Raw genomic sequence first — 8,145 nt, 5'->3', positions numbered from 1 at the left:
GCTAGCCGGCGGGCGCGGCGAGCGTACGGGCCTTGCGCGCGGCCGGGACCACCAGCGGCGTCCCCGTCTCCGGGTCGTCGATGACCTGGCAGCGCAGCCCGAACACCTTCTCCACCAGCTCCGCGGTCACCACCTCCTGCGGCGGCCCCTCCGCGACCACCTTCCCGCCGCGCATCGCGATCAGGTGCGTGGCGTAGCGGGCGGCGTGGTTGAGGTCGTGGAGCACCGCGACCAGCGTGCGCCCCTGCTCCTCGTGCAGCTCCGCGCACAGGTCCAGGACATCGATCTGGTGCTGGATGTCGAGGTAGGTCGTCGGCTCGTCCAGCAGCAGCAGCGGGGTCTGCTGGGCCAGCGCCATCGCGATCCACACGCGCTGGCGCTGCCCGCCCGACAGCTCGTCCACGGCCCGGTCCGCGAGCTCGGCGACCCCGGTGGAGGCCATCGACTCGTTCACCACCCGCTCGTCCTCCGGCGACCACTGCCGCAGCAGCCCCTGGTGCGGGTACCGGCCGCGCGAGACCAGGTCGGCCACCGTGATGCCGTCCGGCGCGATCGAGGACTGCGGGAGCAGCCCGAGGGTCTTGGCCACCTTCTTCGCGGGCAGCGAGCCGATGGCCTGCCCGTCCAGCAGCACCCGCCCGGCCGACGGCTTGAGCATCCGGGACAGGGCCCGCAGCAGCGTCGACTTCCCGCAGGCGTTGGGGCCCACGATCACCGTGAAGGAGTTGTCGGGGATCTCCACCGACAGGTTCTCGGCGATGACCCGCTGGTCGTAGCCGAGCGTCACGTTCTCCGCGGTCAGCCGCTGCACTTCCGTACTCCTCAGATCGCTGTCAGTCGCAGTCATATACGTCCCGCCTTGCGCTCGGTGACGAGCAGCCAGAGCAGGTACACGCCGCCCACGAGCCCGGTCACCACACCCACCGGAAGCTGGTCGGCGCCGAAGGCCCGCTGCGAGGCCCAGTCGGACACCATCAGCACCACCGAGCCCATCAGGGCGGCGGTCAGCAGGTTCGCGCCGGGCGAGCGGGTCAGCCGCCGGGCCAGCTGCGGCGCGGCCAGCGCGACGAAGCTGATCGGCCCCGCCGCGGCGCTCGCCGCGGTCGTGAGCAGGATCGCCGCCAGCATCAGCAGCAGCCGGGTGCGCTCCACCCGTACCCCGACCGCGTAGGCGGCGTCGTCGCCCATCTCCATCATCCGCAGCGCCCGGCCCTGGCCGAGGACCAGCGGGAAGAGCACCGCGCAGGTCGCCAGCAGCGGCCACACCTGCGCCCAGTCCCGGCCGGCCAGCGAGCCCGTCAGCCACACCATGGCCCGGGTGGCCTCGATCAGCTGGGCCTTCGTGATCAGGTACTGGATCGCGGCGATCAGCATCGCGGAGGCACCGATACCGACCAGCACCAGCCGGTAGCCGTGGATGCCCTTCTGGTACGCGAGCAGGTAGACGGCGGCTCCGGCGAGCAGACCGCCGACCAGCGCCCCGACCGCCACCGCGGTGGCGTCGCCCTTGAACAGGATGATGACGACGAGGGCGCCGACCACCGAGCCGTAGCTGAAACCGAGCAGGTCCGGGGAGCCCAGCGGATTGCGGGAGACGGACTGGAAGACCGCTCCGGCCATGCCGAGGGCGGCGCCGACGAGCAGCGCCACCAGGACCCGCGGCAGGCGCAGGTCGTTGACGATGAAGTCGTTCGCCGGGGTGCCGTTGCCCAGCAGGGTCTGGACCACGTCCCACGGCGCGATGTCGAAGTCACCGGTGCCGATGAGCAGGACGGCCATCCCCAGCGCGGCCACCGCCAGCAGCAGGGCCACGGCCAGGGCGCGCCGCTCGATGCGCAGCGAGACCCGGCCGGGCAGGCGCAGCGGACGCGGTCCGCGGCGGCGGGGTGCGGCGGGCAGGGGGGCGCGGGAGGTGTCGGTCGCGGTCACAGCTGGGCCATCCTCTTGCGCCGAACCAGGTAGATGAAGACGGGTCCGCCGATCAGCGCGGTCACCACGCCGACCTGCAGCTCCGCGGGCCGGGTGACGACACGGCCGATGACATCGGCCCCGAGCAGCAGCACCGGCGACAGCACGGCCGAGTACGCGAGCACCCAGCGCATGTCCGGCCCGGTGAAGGCCCGCACCAGGTGCGGGATCATCAGCCCGATGAAGACGATCGGCCCGCACGCGGCGGTCGCCGCCCCGCACAGCAGGGTGATCGCGACCATGGCGAGGATCCGGGTCCGCGTCAGGTGCGCGCCGAGCGCGCGCGCCGTGTCGTCGCCCATCGCCATCGCATTGAGCGGCCGGCCCAGCGACAGCGCCAGCAGCGCGCCGAGCAGCAGGAAGGGCGCCACCTGCCGGACGGTGTCCATATTGGCCGAGGCCAGCGAACCCACCGTCCAGAACCGCAGCTTGTCCAGCGCCTTGCTGTCCATCAGCTGCACCGCGTTGATGTAGCCGACGAGGGCCGCGCTGGCCGCCGTACCGGCGAGGGCGAGCCGTACCGGTGTGGCGCTGCGGCTGCCGCCGAGCACGTACACCACGACCGAGACGACGGCCGCGCCGAGGAAGGCCCACCACACGAACTCGCTGAGCGAGCTCGCGCCGAAGAAGCTGATCGCGGACACCACGGCCGCCGCCGCGCCCGCGTTCACGCCGAGGATGCCGGGCTCGGCCAGCGGATTGCGGGTCAGCGCCTGCATGACCGCACCGGACAGGCCCAGCCCGAGCCCGACCATCAGGCCGAGCAGGGTGCGCGGGATCCGCAGATCGCGCACCACCACGTCGGAGGGCGTCCCCGAGTAGTCGAAGAGGCCGTGCCAGACCTCGTCCAGGGGCATCTGCTTGGCGCCGACGGCGATACTCAGCACCGCGATCAGCGCCAGCACGACCAGGGCGGCGGCCAGCCCGGCGATGCGCGGGGCACGGCGGGGGCGGGCCACGGAGGCGTCGGCGCCCTGCTCGGGCGCCGCGCTCCGTTCGGGTTCGGGGGGACTGTCGACCAACACGGAGGTTAGGTTAGCCTACCCTCCACCCCGCACGGATCACCCGTACGGCCCAAGCCCCAGCCTGGCCAGTGCCTTCGCCGCGTCCAGTGTGCACACCCCGTCCCCGGCGGCCGTCCAGGCGGCCGCGCACAGCGCCCGCAGACCGTCGAGCGGATCCCCGGCGCCGGTGTCCTCACCGCCGCCCGCGCCGCCCGCGCCCGCCTCGCGCAGCTCCAGCACCCCGTTGTTCAGCGCGACCGCCGTCCAGCCCCCGCACCGGAAGCCCTCGTCCACCGGCTCCACCTCCGGCTGCCCGGCCAGCAGCCCGCGCAGGTCCCGGTCCACATAGGTGGGCCGGTGCCGCGGCTCGGCCCGCAGCAGCTGCCCGGCGTCCGTCACCCCGGTCAGCACCAGCAGCGAGTCCACCTCGCCGTTGAAGGCCCCCTCGATGTCGGTGTCCAGCCGGTCCCCGACCACCAGCGGCCGCTCGGCCCCCGTCCGCAGCACCGTCTCCCGGTGCATCGGCGGCAGCGGCTTGCCCGCCACCTGCGGCTCCGCACCCGTGGCGATCCGTACGACCTCCACCGCGGCCCCGTTCCCCGGCGCGATCCCGCGCGTGCCCGGAATCGTCAGATCGGTGTTGGACGCGAACCACGGCACGCCCCGGTTCACCGCGTACGCCGCCTCGGCGAAGCGGCCCCACGGCAGGTCCGGGCCGCCGTAGCCCTGCACCACCGCCGCCAGCCCCTCCTCGTCGGCCGACTCCACCGGCTCCAAACCGCGCTCGCGCAGCGCGACCCGCAGCCCCTCCCCGCCGATCACCAGCACCTTCGACCCCGGCTCCACCTGCTCCGCGATCAGCCGGGCCACCGCCTGCGCCGAGGTGATCACCTCGCCCGCCTCGGTCGGGATGCCCAGCTCCCCCAGGTGCTCCGCGACGGCGTCCGGGGTCCGCAGCGCGTTGTTCGTCACGTACGCCAGGTGCATGCCCGCCGCCCGGGCCTCGCCCAGGGACTCCACCGCGTGGGCGATGGCCTCGCCGCCCGCGTACACCACACCGTCGAGATCCAGCAGAGCGGTGTCGTACGCCTGGTGCAGACTCTGCTCACACGCCGCCGGACTGGTCCTGATCTGCCGGGTCATCCTTGCCGCTCCTCACGCGATCGATCATGTCCGATTCCGTACTGCCCCGATCATCCCGCATGGCGAGACGCGATTTACCATGCACCAATGACCACTTCTGGCACCGCGGACCACGGCCTGCGCCTCATCCCCTTCCACGGCCTGCGCTACGTCCCGGAACGTGTCGGCAGCCTCGCCGCCGTCACCTCGCCCCCGTACGACGTGGTCGTACGCCCCGACGGAGTCGACCACCTCCAGTCCGCCGACCCGCACAACATCGTCCGCCTGATCCTCCCGCAGGCCGGCACCCCGGCCGCCCGCAACGAGCAGGCCGCGCGGACCCTGCGGGAATGGCTCACCGAGGGCGTCCTCAGCGCCGACCCCGAACCCGCCCTGTACGTGTACGAACAGCGCCGGGTCGGGCTGCTCCAGCGCGGGGTCATCGGCGCGCTCGCCCTGTCCACCGCCGACGCGGGCATCGTCCTCCCCCACGAGGACGTCATGCCGGACGTGGTCACCGACCGGGCCGGACTGATGCGGGCCACCTCCGCCAACCTGGAACCGCTCCTCCTCACCTACCGCGGCGACGACCCGGCGGCGGGCGCCGCCGCCGTCGTCGAGCGGACCGCCCGCAGCCGGCCGCTGCTGTGCACCACCACCGAGGACGGCATACAGCACCGCCTGTGGGCCCTCACCGACCCGGACGACCTCGCCGCCGTCACCGCGGATCTCGGCCACCGCCAGGCGCTCATCGCCGACGGACACCACCGCTGGGCCACCTACCTGCGCCTCCAGGAGGAGCACGGCTCGCCCACCGCCTGGGACTTCGGCCTCGTCCTCCTCGTGGACACCGCCCGCTACCCCCTCCAGGTCCGCGCCATCCACCGCATGCTGCGCCGCCTCCCGGTGGCCGACGCCCTGGCGGCGGTCCGCGAGCACTTCCGGATCCGGCCGGTCCAGGGCCCGCTGCCGCTGGCCCTGGAGGCCCTGGCCGACGCCTCGGAACGCGGGAACGCCTTCCTCGTCGCCGGGGACGGCAGCTTCCACCTGGTCACCGATCCCGACCCGGCCCTGCTGGAACGCACCGTGCGCCACGACCGGCCCGAGGCATGGCGCCGCCTGGACGCCACCGTGCTCCACGCGACCCTGCTCGACGGCCTCTGGAACATCCCGGACACCCCCGACCAGATCACCTACATCCATGACGCCGCCGCGACCGTGGCCATGGCGGAGCGGCACGGGGGCACCGCCGTCCTGCTGCATCCCGTACGCGAAGAGGTCGTACGGGACCTGGCCCGGCAGGGCGTGACCATGCCGCGCAAGTCCACGTCCTTCGGGCCGAAGCCGGCGACGGGGCTGGTGCTGCGCGGGCTGGCCTGAGCGGGCGGGGCCTGAGCGGGCTGGCCTTAGCGGGCGGGCGGAGACGAAGAAGGGCGGTACCCCGGTGGGGGTACCGCCCTTCTTCTTGTTCACCTCAGCTCGACCTCGCCTCGGCCTCGGCGGGGATCAGCCCTTGTCGGAGCCGCCGCGCGCGTCGGAGTCGTCCGAGGGCCGCTCCAGCGGCTCGTACTCGTCGTCGTCCTCGTCGTAGTACTCGGTGACGTCGGTGGCACGCTCGGCCGCGGCGACCTCGGCCGGGTCCTCGTCGTCGTCCTCGTCCTGGTCGTCGTCCTCGTCCTCGTCGTCGTCCAGGTCCTCGTCGTCCAGGTCCTGGCCGCGGACGTCGTCCTCGTCCTGATCGGCCGAGGCGTCGACGAACTCGACGCCGTCGAGCTCCGCGAGGCGGTCGGAGGCGTCGGTGGCGCCGTCCTTGTCCGCTTCGAGGGCCTTGCCGAACCACTCGCGGGCCTCGTCCTCACGACCGGCGGCCAGGAGGGCGTCGGCGTAGGCGTACCGCAGGCGCGCGGTCCACGGCTGGACGGCGCTGGAGGCCAGCTCGGGGCTCTGGAGGGTCACGATGGCCGCGTCGAGCTGACCCTGGTCCCGCCGGGCACCGGCCGCGACCAGACGCATCTCGACCTGGCCGGCCTTGTCCAGCTTCTGCACCTCGGGCTCGCCGGCCATGGCCAGCGCCCGCTCGGGACGGCCGAGGCCGCGCTCGCAGTCGGCCATGACGGGCCACAGCTCGACCGAGCCGGTCATGCGCTTGGCGGCGCGGAACTCGGCCAGGGCCTCGCTGTACTTCTGCGTCGCGTACGCGGCGAAGCCGGCGGCCTCGCGGACGGCTGCGACGCGGGAGGCCAGACGCAGGGCGATGCGCGAGTACGCGTACGCCTGCTCGGGGTCCTCGTCGATCAGACGGGCGACCATGACCAGGTTCTTGGAGACCTCTTCGGCCAGACCCTTGGGCAGGCTCAGCAGCTCCTGACGCACGTCGGCGTCGATCTCCAGGCCGGTGACGTCCTCGTCGATGGGGAGGCGCTTGACCGGGTCCCGGTCGCGGTCCGCCCGGTAGCCGCGGTCCCCGCGGTCGCCGCCACGGTCATCGCGACCGCCGCGGTAACCACCGCGATCGTCACGGCCACCACGGAACCCACCACGGTCGCCGCCACGGTCGTCACGGCGCGGGTAGGACGGACGGTCCCCACCACGGTCATCACGGCCGCCACGGTAACCACCGCGGTCGTCGTCCCGACGCGGGTACGAAGGACGGTCGCCACCGCGGTCGTCACGACGCTGGTAGGAGGGACGGTCGCCGCCACGGTCATCGCGACGCGGGTACGAAGGACGGTCGCCACCACGGTCATCGCGGCCACCACGGAAGCCGCCACGGTCGTCATCACGGCGCGGGTACGAGGGACGCTCGCCCCGGTCGTCGCGACGGAAGGAGGGACGGTCGCTGCCTCGGTCATCGCGACGCGGGTAGGACGGACGGTCCCCACCACGGTCATCGCGACCGCCACGGAAGCCGCCACGGTCGTCGTCCCGACGCGGGTACGAGGGACGCTCGCCACCACGGTCATCACGACGCGGGTACGAGGGACGCTCGCCCCGGTCGTCGCGACGGAAGGAGGGACGGTCGCCGCCCCGGTCATCGCGACGCGGGTAGGACGGACGGTCGCCACCACGGTCATCGCGGCCACCACGGAAGCCGCCACGGTCGTCGTCCCGACGCGGGTAGGAGGGACGGTCGCTACCACGGTCGTCACGGCGGAAGGAGGGACGGTCGCCGCCCCGGTCATCACGACGCGGGTAGGACGGACGGTCCCCACCACGGTCATCGCGACCGCCACGGAAGCCGCCACGGTCGTCGTCCCGACGCGGGTACGAGGGACGCTCGCCACCACGGTCGTCACGACGCGGGTACGACGGACGGTCCCCACCGCGGTCACCACGGTCATCGCGGCGGTCGTCGCGACGGAACGCGGGACGGTCGCCACCGCGGTCGTCACGGCGCGGGTAGGACGGACGGTCGCCGCCGAAGGAGCGCTCGCCCCGGTCGTCGCGGCGGAAGGACGGACGGTCCCCACCACGGTCGTCACGGCCACCACGGTAACCACCGCGGTCGTCGTCCCGACGCGGGTACGAAGGACGGTCGCCAGCACGGTCGTCACGACGCGGGTAGGACGGACGGTCCCCGCCACGGTCACCACGGTCGTCACGGCGGAAGCCGCCACCGCCGCCACCGCCGGCGGGACGCCCGCCGCGGTCGTCGCGACGGTAACCGCCGCCACCGGCCGGCCGACCACCACGGTCGTCGCGACGGAACGCGGGACGGTCGCCGCCACGGTCGTCACGGCCCCCGCGGTAGCCGCCCCTGTCACCACCGTCGTTGCGCCGAGGCTCGCGCTCCGGACGATCGTCGGGAGAGTTGGACATGGGTGTGACTCCTGTCTTCGGGGTACCGCTAGTCATTCTCGCGCAACCAACCCATGGCCGCGCTTCGGCGAAATAGAGGAAAAACAAAAAAGGACCCTTGGTCCAGCGTTGAACGCTGGACCAAGGGTCCTTTGAAAGATTGTTCGGCGGCGTCCTACTCTCCCACAGGGTCCCCCCTGCAGTACCATCGGCGCTGAAAGGCTTAGCTTCCGGGTTCGGAATGTAACCGGGC

Annotated in this window: 6 protein-coding genes, 1 rRNA gene and 1 pseudogene; 1 reads left to right on the top strand and 7 read right to left on the bottom strand. The window is 73.0% G+C overall.

The features are described 5' to 3' along the window. Nucleotide 1 precedes the first annotated feature (1 nt). From ABZ873_RS33390 to ABZ873_RS33375, 4 genes are all read right to left on the bottom strand, one after another. The gene (locus ABZ873_RS33390; RefSeq protein WP_360880359.1) at nt 2-811 is read right to left on the bottom strand and encodes an ABC transporter ATP-binding protein; all 810 of its coding nucleotides are present in this window, start codon (nt 809-811) and stop codon (nt 2-4) included. Between the two features lie 32 nt (nt 812-843). Further along, on the bottom strand, nt 844-1,899 hold the full coding sequence (locus tag ABZ873_RS33385; RefSeq protein WP_360880367.1) for an iron chelate uptake ABC transporter family permease subunit: 1,056 nt from the start codon (nt 1,897-1,899) through the stop codon (nt 844-846). Between the two features lie 26 nt (nt 1,900-1,925). After that, on the bottom strand, nt 1,926-2,927 hold the full coding sequence (locus ABZ873_RS33380; RefSeq protein WP_360880365.1) for an iron chelate uptake ABC transporter family permease subunit: 1,002 nt from the start codon (nt 2,925-2,927) through the stop codon (nt 1,926-1,928). 102 nt (nt 2,928-3,029) lie between these two features. Then, nucleotides 3,030-4,115, bottom strand: a complete 1,086-nt coding sequence (locus ABZ873_RS33375; RefSeq protein ID WP_360880356.1) for an HAD-IIA family hydrolase — start codon at nt 4,113-4,115, stop codon at nt 3,030-3,032. 87 nt (nt 4,116-4,202) lie between these two features. Here ABZ873_RS33375 and ABZ873_RS33370 point away from each other — a divergent pair, with 87 nt between their 5' ends. Beyond that, a complete protein-coding gene (locus ABZ873_RS33370; RefSeq protein ID WP_360880353.1) occupies nt 4,203-5,474 on the top strand; it encodes a DUF1015 domain-containing protein in 1,272 nt (423 codons plus the stop codon). A 126-nt stretch (nt 5,475-5,600) separates the two neighbouring features. On the opposite strand, the gene ABZ873_RS33365 is transcribed toward ABZ873_RS33370, so the two are convergent. The 3 genes and pseudogenes from ABZ873_RS33365 to rrf form a co-directional block, all read right to left on the bottom strand. After that, nucleotides 5,601-6,467 (bottom strand): tetratricopeptide repeat protein, encoded by an 867-nt coding sequence (locus ABZ873_RS33365; protein WP_360880362.1) that lies wholly within the window; start codon nt 6,465-6,467, stop codon nt 5,601-5,603. A gap of 717 nt (nt 6,468-7,184) precedes the next feature. Beyond that, a pseudogene (locus tag ABZ873_RS33360) lies at nt 7,185-7,874 on the bottom strand (tetratricopeptide repeat protein); the annotation flags it as partial. 180 nt (nt 7,875-8,054) lie between these two features. After that, nucleotides 8,055-8,145: ribosomal RNA gene (gene rrf / locus ABZ873_RS33355) — 5S ribosomal RNA — on the bottom strand; the annotation flags it as partial.

The organism is Streptomyces sp. NPDC047014, assembly GCF_040644195.1.
Lineage (GTDB): Bacteria > Actinomycetota > Actinomycetes > Streptomycetales > Streptomycetaceae > Streptomyces.
This window is presented reverse-complemented; position numbering and strand designations above follow the sequence as displayed.

Bases quoted from the DNA above. Each gene is read 5' to 3' on its own strand.
- ABZ873_RS33370 (WP_360880353.1), top strand. From the start codon at position 4,203: ATGACCACTTCTGGCACCGCGGACCACGGCCTGCGCCTCATCCCCTTC.
- ABZ873_RS33375 (WP_360880356.1), bottom strand. From the start codon at position 4,115: ATGACCCGGCAGATCAGGACCAGTCCGGCGGCGTGTGAGCAGAGTCTG.